This window comes from Pantoea sp. Acro-807 (assembly GCF_011752675.1).
In the GTDB taxonomy this organism is placed as follows: Bacteria; Pseudomonadota; Gammaproteobacteria; order Enterobacterales; family Enterobacteriaceae; genus Pantoea; species Pantoea eucrina.
Genome location: NZ_VWXE01000010.1, coordinates 59965 through 71832 on the forward strand (window position 1 = coordinate 59965; position 11868 = coordinate 71832).

Genomic DNA, 11868 nt, shown 5'->3' on the forward strand with positions numbered 1-11868 from the left:
CAGCCATACCTTCTCAATAGCATTAGTAATCTATACCTGAAGAGCCGGTTCAGAAAGCGCAAATCTGAAACGCATCAGCGTGCATGAGCTTTTTTATGCAAGGCATACTCTGTCAGCGTCATTCCCTGTACACGCGGCTGAAGCCAGATAAACAGCTGCTCCAGATCGTCGTACAGCCTGTCGATGTCCGCCTCCGTTTTAAACGTGGGGCTGCCGTCTGGCATGAATTCAGAGGAGTGCAGCATAAACTCGATGTAATCACTGCCCTGATCGAGCGTCTGCGCAGCAACCTTTTTCATTTCATTCAGGTTGCCGCCGGTCGGGCGCAGCCAGTTAACTGAGGGACCACGCGGCTTGCCACGCAGCTGATTCCACGCCTTTTTAAACTGGTTGGTCATCGCGCCATAGCGATACTGAATGCTCATGGGCAACTCCAGCAGCGAACTGTTACCCGGCTTTGAGATATCGCTGGTGTCTATATAGTAAGCGCGATCGGGGAAATGACTATAGTCGGTTCCTCCGCTCCCCTGCGGGGCGCCGGATGAATTACGCCAGCTGACCCGGGGCGTCACGGAGCAGTCAACCAGATAACCGTTATCGATTAAAGCCTGCGCATAAACTTCGTTAAAGGCCCAGCGACCGGCGCGATGACTGGTCATTTTTTGCTGAAATGCATCCTCCAGCAACGCCGTCATAAAGGCGACCTTATCGCGTAAAACGGACTCAGGATATTCAATCAGATAGGGTTGATAACGCCAGTCATCCTGCGTCAGTTCATATTCCGGCGGGCTATACCAGGCGTGAAGATGCATACCGATCTCCCCCTGTCCGCGGGCCAGTAGATCCTGTCCGAACTCTACATAGGCAGGATCGCTCGCCATCTCGTAATTCGTCAGCCAGGTGGGTTTGAAGCCATACTTTTCGCACAGCCTCTGAAAGCGGGGCAGGAAGCTGACATTATGCGTTGTCACCTTTCCGCTGCGGTTGCGCCACAGGTTATCGCCTTCCGTATCCAGGGTAATCAAAAAGGCAGGCTTTTCCATAACTTGTCCGGTATATTTCACTGTTATCATCACTATGGTACGCACCGCCTGTGGCAGGCGCAAACTTTTCCAGCGCCGCTGGCCGGGTCAGGGAGCAGCGCTCTGATTAAACCAGAATAGCGTGAATAAAAAGCAGGGCGGATTTATCTTTAGCTGCTTACCGCGCGCAGTTATGGCAGACTTTTTACAGCATTCGTTCATTTGCCGATAAACGTACTCATATCGGAAAGATAATAGATCAGTTTCACCACCAGGCTGACAGGCAGGCAGAGGTAGATAATTTGTCGAAACGCATTTTAATGGTGATCGATGGTTTGCCCGGCGGCGGCGCCGAAAAAGTCGTCTTAACGCTGGCTGAGGGTTTTATTTCCCTGGGACATCGTGTCTCGATTTTCTCTCTGCGAAAAATATGCGATTACCCTATCCCTGCAGGCGTGGATTATCAGGTGGTGTGCGATCACAGCGTCCGCCCGTGGCGAAAAATGACAGAAACCGTACGCCGTGCGCGCTTGCTGGATGAGGCGGTACGCCAGAGTGAAGCGCTGAACGGCAAGTTCAGTTTAATCTTTTCCCACTTACACAAAACCGATCGCATTGTCAGGCGAGCCCGATCGCTTGATTCAGCTAAAACCTGGTACTGTCTGCACGGCGTCTTTTCTGCCTCCTATCTGGGACGTAAAACAGGTTTTTCCCGCTGGTTAAAGCAGCTAAAAATACGTTATGTCTATCAGGGGCGTCAGCTGGTCGGCGTGTCGCAATATGTTATCGATGATCTGATAAAGAATGTCGGCGTCAGGCCACGCCTGACCCGCGTTATTTTCAATCCTTTCGACTTCGATCGGCTCGACGAGCTGGCGGCCGGGCCCTGCCCGCTGGCCGGCCAGAATTACCTTGTCCACGTAGGACGCATTCATGAGGCGAAACGTCAGGACCGCTTGCTTGAGGCCTATGCACGCAGCGGCATAATGGCTCCCCTGGTGTTGCTGGGTCAGGGCAGCGCGAAACTCCTGGAGGCGTTACGCCAGCAGGCACGGGACCTGGGAATTTCAGAGCGCGTCTGCTTCGAAGGCTTTCAGCAAAACCCCTATCCGTGGATCCGCCATGCTCAGATGCTGGTTATGAGTTCAGATAGCGAAGGGTTTGGCAATGTGCTGGTTGAGGCTTTACACTGCGGCACGGCGGTGGTCAGTACACGCTGCCCCGGTGGCCCGGCTGAGATCCTGACCGGCCCGCTCTCCCGCTGTCTGGCCGATCTGAACGCCGCGTCGCTGGCAGAAAAAATGCGCGATGTGTATGCCAGCCCCCCCGATTTGCAGCACCTCGATTTGAGCATTTATAGTCTGGCTACTATTTGTCAGCAATATCTGCAGCTGGATCCTGTAACAGAAACATCATTTTCAATGGCACGCCATGTTTCGAATTAAGAAATCCCCGATGGGATGCGGCCAGAATATGGGGATAATTGCTTGACCTACATTATTATATTTATCATTTTTTGCCCGATTAAATGGGTAATGAAGCTGTTCCGGACGCGTAGCGGAAAAAACCTGGTCATTCAGACCGCCAAAATTGGCGATTTTATTAATATCACTCCGCTGCTCACGCACCTCGGGAAAAGCGATGCGCTGCTGAGCAGAAGCGTTGCGCCGCTCGCCAGCAATGACGCTACCCTTGAACACATCTGGTATATCGAAGAGTATCGTTCTGGCCTGCTGAAAAAGCTCAGGTTAGTCTGGCATCTGCTCAATCGCTACGACAACGTTTATCTGCTGCACCCGACCAACCTGAATCTGTTTATTGCCGCCTGCTGCAATGCGGATAATAAGCAGTTTCTGTCCAGCTATCGCCGCAAGGGATATCAGAACCTCTTCTATTACACCGCAAGCGGCGAAGTGCAGCATGAAAAAAATACGCTGACGCTGGAAAACTATCTGAAGCTGGCCGATCGCTCTTTCACCAAAGAGAGCTACCCCAAACACGCGACGCTGCCGCTATGGCAGCCTGCTTCCCTGCCCGCAGAGATCACAGCGTGCGCGGGAACGCGTATCGGTATCAGTGTGACCGCCGGTAATCAGGCCAAAACCATTCCGCCAGCTATCTGGCAGCGTTTGTTTGACCACCTGAGCGATCTTCACTGCACCTTTTTTGCTTTTGGTGCGCCAAATGAACAATCGCGCGTTCAGGAGCTATTCAAAACAGCCGGGCATCGCGACAACCTGATCAGTCTGGTGGGGAAAGTGTCGCTGGAAGCGCTGCCGGCCGTTATCGGCGAAATGGATTTTTATATCGCCTCCGATTCCGGCAATGTGTACATCGCTGATGCACAGCAGGTACCGGTGATTCTGATTTATGGTCCCTGCTGCGTAGAAGAGCAGAGGCCGCTGGGCGATGTACTGCTGATTGGTCCTGACCATATCGCGCCCTCTTCTTTTGTATTTGATGCGCAATATAAATTCGCGCATCCGGTTGAACAGCTTTTCAACCTAGATCAGCGTAAGCTGAGTGATATCCACGATTTTATTCGCACCCGAGAGCAGCAGCGTCTGGCGCGCCGAAACAATGAAATGACCTCATGACAGCCCAGCCAGAACATTCCACACCATTACTCAGCCTTATCATCCCGATGTTTAATGCCGGCACTGAGTTTGCTGCCTGCCTCCAGGCGCTGTTAGCGCAGACGCTGACCGACCTTGAGATCATCATCGTCGATGATGGCTCAACTGACGGCTCCGGCGAGCAGGCAGACGCTTACGCTGCACGCTATCCGCATATCCGTGTGATCCATCAGGCCAACGGCGGCGTGTCACGGGCGCGAAATGCCGGCCTGGCGATCGCGCGCGGTAAGTACGTCAGCTTTCCCGACGCCGATGACACCATGGATGCGGCGATGTATCAGACGCTGACGGAGATGGCAGAGCGTGATGGACTTGACGCAGCACAGTGCAACGCCGAGTGGTATTTCAAAGCGAGCCAGCGTACCAGACCGCTTATTCCTCACGATCGTCTCACCAGCACCGCTGTGCTGAGCGGACCTGAGTGGCTGAACACCGCGCTCAGAACGCGGCGTTACATGCATGTAGTCTGGCTGGGCATTTATCGCCGCGAGCTGATTACGCGCTGCAATCTGCTGTTTGAGCCGGGGCTGCATCATCAGGATATTCCCTGGACCACGGAATTTATGTTTAACGCCACGCGCGTACGCTATACCGATCGCGTGCTCTATCGCTACTACATGCATGATGCTTCCATCAGCAACCGTAAACGCACCGGCCAGCGCAACGTAGAGTATCAGCGTCACTATCTGAAAATTGCCCGGATGCTGGAAGAGCTGAACCAGCGTTATCGCCGTCATATCCGCATTTATCCGGCATTTCACTACCAGATCACGCATGAAGCGCTCAGCGTCTGTCACGCTATCCGGCGCGAGCCTGAAGCGGAAGCACGGCAGGCGATGCTGGCGGATCTGTTCAGTACAGGGACGCATAAACGTATGCTGCGCAATGCGCGCGGCCTGAAACAGTGGTATCAGCTGCTGCTGTGGCTGAGCCGCATTTATCGCTGGCGCCAGAAATAAGCACCACTGCTCGCTTTAACCCCTTTCGGGTTTGCCCTACAATCGGCTCACTGAATCCTGAGATCAATAAGTATGGCAAGCCCGATTCCAGCCCGGTTCACACCACAATCTATTTTAGTGATCAAACTGCGCCATCATGGTGACATGCTGCTGACAACGCCTGTCATCAATGCGCTGCGCGCGCGTTATCCTGATGCACATATCGATGTGCTGCTCTATAAAGAAACCCGGCCGATGCTGGAAGCGCATCCGGCAATTCGCCAGCTGCATATTATCGATCGCAGCTGGAAAAAAGAGGGCAGCCTGCAGAAACTGCGCCATGAACTGGCGCTGCTCTCCGCCGTTCGCGCCTGCCGCTACGATCTGGTGATCAACCTCGCCGACCAGTGGCGCAGCGCCATTATTACCGGCCTGTCAGGTGCTGCGGTGCGCATCGGCTTTGCCTATCGCAAACGCGACAACGCCCTCTGGCGCTGGTGCCACAATCAGCGCGTCCCTACCACCCGGCATCATCAGCTGCATACGGTTGAACAGAATATGAGCGCGCTGGCTCCGCTCGGAATCGACGTAACAAATGCAGTCGCGTCGATGCATTTCAGCGAAGCCGATCGGCAGAAAGTAGATGTTTTGCTGGCGCAGCAGCAGATCGCCGGGCCGTTTATTGTGCTGCAGCCTACGTCGCGCTGGGTATTTAAATGCTGGGACGATGAAAAGATGGCGCAGCTGATCACGGCGCTCTCTGATGAAGGGCATACCCTGGTGCTGACGGCAGCGCCGGATAAAAAAGAGCTGGCGATGATAGCGCATATTCAGTCGCTCTGCTCCGCCTCACGCGTGGTATCCCTTGCCGGCCAGCTGTCGCTGCCGCAGCTGGCCGCGCTAATCGACGCGGCGCAGCTCTTTATTGGTGTCGACTCTGCGCCGATGCATATGGCCGCGGCGCTGGATACGCCCTGCCTGGCGCTGTTCGGACCGACAAAGCTGCAGCACTGGCGCCCGTGGGGCAATAATAACCGGGTGATCTGGGCAGGTGATTATGCACCGCTGCCGTCGCCCGACTCGATCGACACCCGCACGGAGCAGCGCTATCTTTCCGCGATTCCGGTCGCCGATGTGCTGACCGCCGCAAGGAGCTATTTGCATGAATAAAATACGTCTGGCTATCGTCCGGCAGAAATATCGCCCGGACGGCGGGGCCGAACGCTTTATTTCACGCGCGCTGGAAGCGCTGGATAGCGAGCAGCTGGATCTCAATATCATTACCCGCAGCTGGCAGGGCGCGCCCAATCCCGCCTGGCATCTGCATATCTGCAACCCGGCAAAGTTTGGCCGTATCTCCCGCGAACGCGGTTTTGCACGTGCAGCGCGCGCCTGCTGGGAGCGGGAGCAGTTTGACCTTGTTCAGAGTCACGAGCGCATCGCCGGGTGCGATATTTTTCGTGCCGGCGACGGCGTGCATCGGGTCTGGTTAGAGCAGCGGGCGCGCATTGTTTCCCCGTGGCAGCGTCTGAGCGCAGCGCTCAGCCCGTACCATCGCTATGTGCTGCAGGCTGAAGCGGAGATGTTTAACGACCCGTCACTCAAAGCGGTGATCTGCAACTCTGAGATGGTGAAGCGGGATATCCTGCGCCATTTCACGCTGGATGCCGGCAATATTCACGTGATCCACAATGCCATTGACAGCAAACGCTTTCAGCCCGCGACATCCAGCCTGCGCCATGCGGCGCGCCATCAGCTGCGGCTGCCGCAGGACGCGCACGTGATGATCTACGTCGGCTCCGGGTTTGAGCGCAAGGGGCTGAAAGCAGCAATTGAAGCGGTGGCGCAAACCGATCGCTATCTGATTGTGGTCGGTCAGGATAAACAGCTGTCGCGCTATCAGCAGCTGGCAAACCAGCTTAACTGTCTTGACCGCCTGCGCTTTGCCGGCGTTCAGCAGGATGTGCAGCCGTTCTATCACGCCGCCGATGCGCTGCTGCTGCCAACGCTGTACGATCCGTTTCCGAATGTGGTTCTGGAAGCCATGGCCTGCGGACTGGCGGTGATCACCAGCACTGGCTGCGGCGGAGCCGAGTTTATCCGCCATGGTGAAGAGGGCTTTGTCTGCGACGCGCTGGATATTCGCGCGTTAAAAGAGGCCGTGCTGGCGGTGCCTGCCCTGTCAGATGACAACCGTATGGGCGCCGCCGCCCGCCGCCGGGTGGAACCTTACGGGCCTGAGCGGCTGGCAGATGCGCTGACCTCGCTCTACCAGCGCGTGCTGAGCCAGCGCTGACGAAGTGATGTGAGCAGGCGGTGAATTTCTGATAGTATGCCGCCTTTCTCCGGTTTTTTGACGCGAATATGTCGTAACGATAACTATGACGACCCTGTATACCGCCCTGCTCTATCTGATTCAGCCATTTATCTGGCTGCGCCTGTGGCTGCGCGGTCGCAAAGCGCCGGCCTACCGTAAACGCTGGGCTGAGCGATATGGCTACTGCACCGGCAAGGTTGAGCCGCACGGTATCGTGCTGCATTCAGTATCGGTAGGTGAAACGCTGGCTGCAGTACCGCTGGTGCGGGCGCTGCGCCATCGCTATCCGTCACTGCCCATCACCGTGACCACCATGACGCCCACCGGCTCAGAGCGCGCGCAGTCGGCATTTGGTAAAGATGTGCACCATGTTTACCTGCCGTACGATCTGCCCGGTGCCATTAACCGGTTTCTGGATACGGTTGATCCGCGTCTGGTGATCATCATGGAAACCGAGCTGTGGCCAAATATCATTCGCATCCTGCACCAGCGCGAGATTCCGCTGGTCATCGCCAACGCCCGTCTCTCTGAGCGTTCCGCCCGCGGCTATAAAAAGCTGGGTGGCTTTATGCGCGATCTGCTGCAGAGCATCACGCTTATCGCGGCGCAGAACAGCGAAGATGGCGACCGCTTTCTCAGCCTGGGCCTGAAACGGTCGCACCTGGCGGTCACCGGCAGCCTGAAATTTGATATCTCCGTTACGCCAGAGCTGGCGGCCAGAGCCGTTACGCTGCGGCGTCAGTGGGCATCGCGCCGTCCGGTGTGGATTGCCACCAGCACTCACGAAGGTGAAGAGGCCATCGTGCTGGATGCCCACCGCCAGCTGCTGCAGCAGTTTCCCGATCTGCTGCTGATCCTGGTGCCGCGTCATCCGGAACGCTTTAAGGATGCGTGCCATCTGACGCAAAAGCGCGGCTTTACGTTTATGCTGCGCAGCAGCGGTGCGGTTCCTTCCGCCGCCACACAGGTCGTGATTGGCGACACCATGGGCGAGCTGATGCTGCTGTATGGCATTGCCGACCTCGCTTTTGTCGGCGGCAGTCTGGTTGAACGCGGCGGTCATAACCCGCTCGAACCTGCTGCTCATGCCATCCCGGTGTTGATGGGGCCGCACACCTGGAACTTCAAAGATATCTGCGCCAAATTGCAGCAGGCAGAGGGGCTGATCACGGTCAGCGACGCCGCTGCGCTGGAGAAAGAGGTCGCCAATCTGCTGCAGGATGATGACTATCGTCGCTATTATGGCCGTCACGCCGTTGAGGTTTTGCATCAGAATCAGGGTGCACTGCAGCGCCTGCTGCAGCTGCTGGAGCCTCATCTGCCACCGCGAGCACACTAATTTATGTCACAACGCCAACGTCTTTCGGTCGTGATGATCGCCCGGAATGAAGCTGAACTTCTGCCTGACGCGCTGGCATCTGTTGCCTGGGCCGATGAAATTATCCTGCTCGATTCGGGCAGCAGTGACGCCACTGCAGAGATTGCCCGGGCGCAGGGCGCGCAGGTGTATGAAGCGCTGCCGTGGGCAGGCTATGGCAAGCAGCGCCAGCGCGCGCAGGCATTCGCTACCGGAGAGATGATCCTGATGCTGGATGCTGACGAGCGCGTGACTCCGGCGCTGCGCCGCTCAATTGAGCAGGTGCTGTGCCAGCCGCCTTCTGCCACGGTTTATAGCCTTAGCCGCAGCAATTTTTTCCTCGGCCGTTTTATGCGTCACAGCGGCTGGTATCCGGATCGCGTGATGCGTCTCTATCCGCGCCATCTCAGCTATAACGACAATCTGGTGCATGAGTCGCTGGAGACGCAGGGCGCGCCCGTGGTGGCGCTGCCTGGCGATCTGGCGCACCTCACCTGCCGCGATCTGATAACGTTTCAGCGTAAGCAGATGAACTATGCCGAAGCCTGGGCGCAGGAGCGCTTTCAGCGCGGCAAGCGCTGCGGCCTGTTCGCCATTTTCTCCCATACGCTGGGGGCGTTTGCTAAAACGCTGCTGCTGCGCGCCGGCTTTCTTGACGGGAAGCAGGGCTGGATCCTGGCAGTGGTTAACGCACAGTACACGTTCAATAAATATGCCGCGCTCTGGGCGCTGCACCATACTTCTGCACAAGGCCGCGTATGAGTACGAAAGCGATATATCCCGGCACGTTTGACCCGATGACGCTCGGACACCTTGATATTGTCACGCGCGCGGCCCGGATGTTTGATCGCCTGGTCGTGGCGATTGCTGCCAGCCCCGGTAAGAAACCGCTGTTTACGCTGGACGAACGCGTCGATTTAGCGCGTCAGGCCACAGCGCACCTGACTAACGTTGAGGTCGTGGGCTTTAATGAGCTGATGGCTGATTTTGCCCGGACGCAGCAGGCGAACGTACTGGTCCGCGGCGTGCGGGCGGTGGCTGATTTTGAATACGAATCACAGCTGGCACAGATGAACCGCCATCTGCTGCCCGCGCTGGAAACGGTGTTTCTGCTGCCGTCGCAGGGCTTCTCATTTGTGTCGTCATCGCTGGTTAAAGAGGTGGCGCGTCACGGCGGTGACGTACAGGCATTCCTGCCTGCCGTCATTCATCAGGCGCTGCTGGCCAGACTGCAGCAGCCGTGATCAGTGCTGGCAGTGCGGACACCAGAAGGTGCTGCGCTGTCCATGCCGGCCGCTGAGGATCGGCGTGCCGCAGGCGCGGCAGGGTTCGCCAGCGCGGCCGTAAACCTGCAGCTGCTGAGCAAAATAGCCAGGCTTTCCGTCGGTCTGTAAAAAATCGCGCAGCGTGGTGCCTCCCTGCTCAATGGAGCGCAGCAGCACCGCTTTTATCGTGTCCACCAGCAGCGTCGCTTCCGCCTCGCTCAGGCTTCCCGCCGCCCGATCCGGCAGTATACCGGCGGTGAACAGCGACTCACTGGCGTAAATATTGCCCACCCCGACCACAATTTTATTGTCCATCAGCCACTGCTTGATGGCGGTACGCTTGCCGCGCGAGCGGGTAAACAGATAGTCACTGCTGAAGGCGTCGCTCAGCGGCTCCGGTCCAAGATGGGCCAGCACGCTGCTGCCCGCCGGATCGGCGCTCCAGAGCCACGCGCCAAAACGTCGCGGATCGGTATAGCGCAGCACTTTGCCGTTACTCATGACCAGATCGACATGGTCATGCTTTTCTGCCGGCTGTTCACCGGGCAGAATGCGCAGGCTGCCGGACATGCCGAGATGAATGATGATCCAGCCATGGGGCAGCTCCAGCAGCAGATACTTTGCCCGCCGCTGCACGCTCAGTACCGGCTGATCGCTCAGCGCGTGTATTTCACTGGAAACCGGCCAGCGCAGGCGCCCATTGCGCACAATAGCGTGCAGAATGGTTTCCCCCACCAGGTGTGGCTCAATACCGCGTCGGCTGGTTTCTACCTCAGGTAATTCAGGCATCGCATCTCCTCAACGTGTTGACATAGCGCACAAACAAAAAACCCGGCCGGAGCCGGGTTTTTCGCAAGAACACCAAAATTACTTAATTTTGGCTTCTTTGTAGATCACGTGCTGACGTACAACCGGATCGAACTTTTTCAGTTCCAGTTTCTCAGGTTTAGTACGCTTGTTCTTCGTGGTGGTATAGAAGTGACCTGTACCAGCAGAGGAAACCAGCTTGATCTTCTCACGAATACCTTTAGCCATGATTCAGTTCCTTAGTACTTCTCACCACGGGCGCGGATTTCGGCCAGAACCGTATCGATGCCCTTTTTATCAATAACACGCATACCTTTAGCAGATACACGCAGAGTAACGAAGCGCTTCTCGCTCTCAACCCAGAAACGGTGAGAGTGCAGGTTCGGCAGGAAACGGCGTTTCGTCGCGTTCATTGCGTGGGAACGGTTGTTACCGGTCACCGGACGCTTTCCAGTTACCTGGCAGACTCGTGACATTTCTATTCTCCAAAAATCAAATCAGCTCGAGCTTTAAAAACATAGGTTTTGGCCGCCTCGTCAGGCCTTAGCCCGCCAGGCGAGTTCCATGTGAACCCGCTAAGCTGGCCCAAACGCCAAACCCGAGATTCTCAAAGGTGGCGTAGTATACGCCGCTCAGCTCAAGTGCTCAAGTCCCGAACAGATAAAGATCCCTCCGGATCGCGCAAAAACGCCGCATTTCTGCCCGATTGAGGCGTAAAACTATAGCCAGCCGCGCTCAGCGAATGAGGTAAACTCGCCGTGACCGATCACCAGATGGTCCAGCAGGCGAATACTCAGCAGCGCGCAGGCCTGGGCAATTTTGGTGGTAATTTCCCGATCGGCACGGCTCGGATCGGCGTGTCCCGAAGGGTGATTGTGCGCCAGAATCACCGCTGCAGCGTTAATTTTCAGCGCTTCCCGCACAATTTCGCGCGGATGAACCTCCACGCTGCTGATTGAGCCGGAAAACATCTTCTGCGCCTGCAATACGCGATGCTGGTTATCAAGAAACAGCACCATGAAAATCTCCCGCTTCTCATGGGCCAGTACGCTTTGCAGATAGTGACGTGTGACCTGCGGATTCTCCATCACATTTTCACGCGCCAGCTGGCTGGCAAAAAAACGCCGTCCCAGCTCGGCTATCGCGTGCAGCTGGGTCAGCTTTGCCCGGCCAACGCCTTTAATCAGGCTCAGTTCTCGCTCGCTGGCGGTCATGATGCGATACAGTGAGCCAAACTCATTGAGCATCTGCCGCGCCAGCGTCATAACGCTGATGCCGCGCGTACCGGTGCGCAGAAAAATCGCCAGCAGCTCGGCATCATCCAGCGACTCTGCGCCCGCCTGTATCAGTTTTTCCCGTGGTGCCAGTTTCTTCATTGCGCTACTCCCTGTGGCGGAGCGTCAGGATGCGCGCTGGCGGTCAGCGATGCCAGTGCTGCATTTCTCTTTTCAGAGATGCCTCGCAAAGGGCACGGTCGGTGAACAGGCGGCCGGGCGGTTTTATGATAAAGTTGGCCTGTCTGCTGC

At 56.7% G+C, this 11868-nt stretch carries 13 protein-coding genes; 8 read left to right on the plus strand and 5 right to left on the minus strand.

Features of this window, described 5'->3' with window-relative positions; translation table 11 throughout:
• Positions 1-74: 74 nt before the first annotated feature.
• The gene (locus F3J39_RS17410) at positions 75-1043 is read right to left on the minus strand and encodes a deacetylase (protein ID WP_104086053.1); all 969 of its coding nucleotides are present in this window, start codon (positions 1041-1043) and stop codon (positions 75-77) included.
• Positions 1044-1342: 299 nt separating this feature from the next.
• Between F3J39_RS17410 and F3J39_RS17415 the strand changes: the two genes are divergently transcribed.
• From F3J39_RS17415 to coaD, 8 genes are all read left to right on the plus strand, one after another.
• Complete coding sequence (locus F3J39_RS17415) at positions 1343-2467, plus strand: glycosyltransferase (RefSeq protein ID WP_104086052.1); 1125 nt, start codon at positions 1343-1345, stop codon at positions 2465-2467.
• A gap of 42 nt (positions 2468-2509) precedes the next feature.
• Complete coding sequence (locus tag F3J39_RS17420) at positions 2510-3619, plus strand: glycosyltransferase family 9 protein (RefSeq protein ID WP_166714479.1); 1110 nt, start codon at positions 2510-2512, stop codon at positions 3617-3619.
• Positions 3616-4617, plus strand: a complete 1002-nt coding sequence (locus tag F3J39_RS17425) for a glycosyltransferase (RefSeq protein ID WP_166714480.1) — start codon at positions 3616-3618, stop codon at positions 4615-4617. The genes F3J39_RS17420 and F3J39_RS17425 overlap by 4 nt, the downstream gene beginning before the upstream one ends.
• Before the next feature lie 72 nt (positions 4618-4689).
• Entirely contained in the window at positions 4690-5766 is a 1077-nt protein-coding gene (gene rfaQ, locus F3J39_RS17430) for a putative lipopolysaccharide heptosyltransferase III (protein ID WP_039381252.1), read from the plus strand.
• A complete protein-coding gene (locus tag F3J39_RS17435) occupies positions 5759-6892 on the plus strand; it encodes a glycosyltransferase family 4 protein (protein ID WP_104086049.1) in 1134 nt (377 codons plus the stop codon). Before rfaQ ends, F3J39_RS17435 begins: the two co-directional genes overlap by 8 nt.
• Positions 6893-6977: 85 nt before the next feature.
• Positions 6978-8252, plus strand: a complete 1275-nt coding sequence (waaA, locus tag F3J39_RS17440; protein WP_039381256.1) for a lipid IV(A) 3-deoxy-D-manno-octulosonic acid transferase — start codon at positions 6978-6980, stop codon at positions 8250-8252.
• Between the two features lie 3 nt (positions 8253-8255).
• Complete coding sequence (locus F3J39_RS17445) at positions 8256-9032, plus strand: glycosyltransferase family 2 protein (RefSeq protein ID WP_071668649.1); 777 nt, start codon at positions 8256-8258, stop codon at positions 9030-9032.
• Positions 9029-9514, plus strand: a complete 486-nt coding sequence (gene coaD, locus F3J39_RS17450; protein ID WP_039381263.1) for a pantetheine-phosphate adenylyltransferase — start codon at positions 9029-9031, stop codon at positions 9512-9514. The genes F3J39_RS17445 and coaD overlap by 4 nt, the downstream gene beginning before the upstream one ends.
• Here the strand turns inward: coaD and mutM are convergent, their stop codons facing one another.
• From mutM to radC, 4 genes are all read right to left on the minus strand, one after another.
• Positions 9515-10324 (minus strand): bifunctional DNA-formamidopyrimidine glycosylase/DNA-(apurinic or apyrimidinic site) lyase, encoded by an 810-nt coding sequence (mutM, locus tag F3J39_RS17455; RefSeq protein ID WP_039381267.1) that lies wholly within the window; start codon positions 10322-10324, stop codon positions 9515-9517.
• A gap of 78 nt (positions 10325-10402) precedes the next feature.
• Positions 10403-10570: a 50S ribosomal protein L33 gene (rpmG, locus tag F3J39_RS17460; protein WP_001051798.1), complete on the minus strand. Its 168-nt coding sequence runs from the start codon at positions 10568-10570 to the stop codon at positions 10403-10405.
• 11 nt (positions 10571-10581) lie between these two features.
• Complete coding sequence (gene rpmB, locus F3J39_RS17465) at positions 10582-10818, minus strand: 50S ribosomal protein L28 (RefSeq protein ID WP_010616494.1); 237 nt, start codon at positions 10816-10818, stop codon at positions 10582-10584.
• A 243-nt stretch (positions 10819-11061) separates the two neighbouring features.
• Positions 11062-11718 (minus strand): DNA repair protein RadC, encoded by a 657-nt coding sequence (gene radC / locus F3J39_RS17470; protein WP_104086047.1) that lies wholly within the window; start codon positions 11716-11718, stop codon positions 11062-11064.
• Positions 11719-11868: the final 150 nt, after the last annotated feature.

Coding starts and splice junctions, on each gene's coding strand:
- F3J39_RS17410 (WP_104086053.1), bottom strand. CDS start 1,043: ATGGAAAAGCCTGCCTTTTTGATTACCCTGGATACGGAAGGCGATAAC.
- F3J39_RS17415 (WP_104086052.1), top strand. CDS start 1,343: ATGGTGATCGATGGTTTGCCCGGCGGCGGCGCCGAAAAAGTCGTCTTA.
- F3J39_RS17425 (WP_166714480.1), top strand. CDS start 3,616: ATGACAGCCCAGCCAGAACATTCCACACCATTACTCAGCCTTATCATC.
- rfaQ (WP_039381252.1), top strand. CDS start 4,690: ATGGCAAGCCCGATTCCAGCCCGGTTCACACCACAATCTATTTTAGTG.
- F3J39_RS17435 (WP_104086049.1), top strand. CDS start 5,759: ATGAATAAAATACGTCTGGCTATCGTCCGGCAGAAATATCGCCCGGAC.
- waaA (WP_039381256.1), top strand. CDS start 6,978: ATGACGACCCTGTATACCGCCCTGCTCTATCTGATTCAGCCATTTATC.
- F3J39_RS17445 (WP_071668649.1), top strand. CDS start 8,256: ATGTCACAACGCCAACGTCTTTCGGTCGTGATGATCGCCCGGAATGAA.
- coaD (WP_039381263.1), top strand. CDS start 9,029: ATGAGTACGAAAGCGATATATCCCGGCACGTTTGACCCGATGACGCTC.
- mutM (WP_039381267.1), bottom strand. CDS start 10,324: ATGCCTGAATTACCTGAGGTAGAAACCAGCCGACGCGGTATTGAGCCA.
- rpmG (WP_001051798.1), bottom strand. CDS start 10,570: ATGGCTAAAGGTATTCGTGAGAAGATCAAGCTGGTTTCCTCTGCTGGT.
- rpmB (WP_010616494.1), bottom strand. CDS start 10,818: ATGTCACGAGTCTGCCAGGTAACTGGAAAGCGTCCGGTGACCGGTAAC.
- radC (WP_104086047.1), bottom strand. CDS start 11,718: ATGAAGAAACTGGCACCACGGGAAAAACTGATACAGGCGGGCGCAGAG.